Source organism: Nocardia sp. NPDC058666, assembly GCF_042714895.1.
Taxonomy (GTDB): Bacteria; Actinomycetota; Actinomycetes; order Mycobacteriales; family Mycobacteriaceae; genus Nocardia.
Genome location: NZ_JBHXRY010000100.1, coordinates 1 through 1130, shown reverse-complemented (window position 1 = coordinate 1130; position 1130 = coordinate 1). Strand labels below are relative to the sequence as shown.

Sequence of the window (1130 nt, the reverse complement as noted above, 5' to 3'; positions counted from 1 at the left end):
CGTTCGCGAACACGTGCACGAAGTCGGGCTTGATGTAGCGCAGGATGCGCGTGTAGTGGGTGATCAGCAGGGTGCCGACCTCGCCGGTCTCGCGGACGCGGTTGACGCCCTCGGAGACGATGCGCAGCGCGTCGACGTCCAGGCCGGAGTCGGTCTCGTCGAGGATCGCGATCTTCGGCTTCAGGAGCTCCAGCTGCAGGATCTCGTGGCGCTTCTTCTCACCGCCGGAGAAGCCCTCGTTGACGTTGCGCTCGGCGAAGGCCGGGTCCATCTGGAGCTGCTCCATCGCGGACTTGACCTCCTTCACCCAGGTACGCAGCTTCGGCGCCTCGCCGCGGATGGCGGTGGCCGACGTACGCAGGAAGTTGGAGACCGAGACACCGGGGACCTCGACCGGGTACTGCATCGCGAGGAAGAGGCCGGCGCGGGCGCGCTCGTCGACGGACATCTCCAGGACGTCCTCGCCGTCGAGGGTCACGGTGCCACCGGTGATGGTGTACTTCGGGTGACCGGCGAGCGAGTACGCCAGGGTGGACTTGCCGGAGCCGTTCGGACCCATGATGGCGTGCGTCTCACCCTGCTTGACGGTGAGGTCGACGCCCTTGAGGATCTCGCGGGCGCCGTTCTCGGCCTCGACGGAGACGTGCAGGTCGTGGATTTCAAGCGTTGCCATGGGTACCTCAGGACTCCTGGGTGAGGGAGACGAGCACGTCGTCCCCTTCGATCTTTACGGGGTATACGGGTACGGGGCGCGTCGCGGGCAGACCCGAGGGCTTGCCGGTGCGCAGGTCGAAGGCGGAGCCGTGCAGCCAGCACTCGATCATGCAGTCCTCGACCTCGCCCTCGGAGAGCGAGACGTTCGCGTGCGAGCAGATGTCGTTGATCGCGAACACCTCCCCCTCGGTGGAGACGATGGACACCGGCGTGCCGTCGAGTTCCACCCGCTTCGGGGTGTCCTCCTCCAGCTCGCTGAGCGCACAGGCCTTGACGTAATTCATCAGACGGAACCCTGGAGCTCGGTCTCGATCTTGGTGAGCAGGCGCTCCTCGATGTCGTCGACACCGATCTGCTGCACGAGCTCCGCAGAGAGGCCGCGAGCGACCAGGGGGAGGGGCTCATAGGACGGGATG

Annotated in this window: 2 protein-coding genes; both read right to left on the bottom strand. The window is 66.3% G+C overall.

Annotated elements, in window-relative coordinates:
* Positions 1-673, bottom strand: a 673-nt coding sequence (sufC, locus tag ACFWVD_RS28770; protein ID WP_379248056.1) for a Fe-S cluster assembly ATPase SufC, incomplete at its 3' end; no start/stop codon positions are given.
* A gap of 7 nt (positions 674-680) precedes the next feature.
* The gene (locus ACFWVD_RS28765; protein WP_030388907.1) at positions 681-998 is read right to left on the bottom strand and encodes a bifunctional 3-phenylpropionate/cinnamic acid dioxygenase ferredoxin subunit; all 318 of its coding nucleotides are present in this window, start codon (positions 996-998) and stop codon (positions 681-683) included.
* Between the last annotated feature and the right edge of the window lie 132 nt (positions 999-1130).